A 217-nucleotide genomic window follows, 5' to 3' on the forward strand; every position below is an offset into this window, starting at 1 on the left:
CTTGATCAGAAGCGGACCCGAGGTCAGGTGTGGTTCAAGATCGTCTGGCAGACCGGCGCAACCAGTGAGCATCACGTGCAACGGCGCGTTCAGGCCTACCGCAACTACATCGACATTGATCGGTTGCGGCAACGGATCGTCGAGTTGAACGCTGAACACAAGATGGATGGCGAGATCGCGGCAATACTCAATCAGGAAGGCTTCGTCGCGGCCCGAG

Annotated in this window: 1 protein-coding gene; it reads left to right on the forward strand. The window is 58.1% G+C overall.

Annotated features, from left to right (window positions below):
- Positions 1–27 precede the first annotated feature (27 nt).
- On the forward strand, positions 28–217 hold a 190-nt coding region (locus tag QJT78_RS52930), incomplete at its 3' end, for a hypothetical protein (RefSeq protein ID WP_281461024.1).

Source organism: Bradyrhizobium sp. Mp27 (genome assembly GCF_029953005.1).
Taxonomy (GTDB): domain Bacteria; phylum Pseudomonadota; class Alphaproteobacteria; order Rhizobiales; family Xanthobacteraceae; genus Bradyrhizobium; species Bradyrhizobium barranii.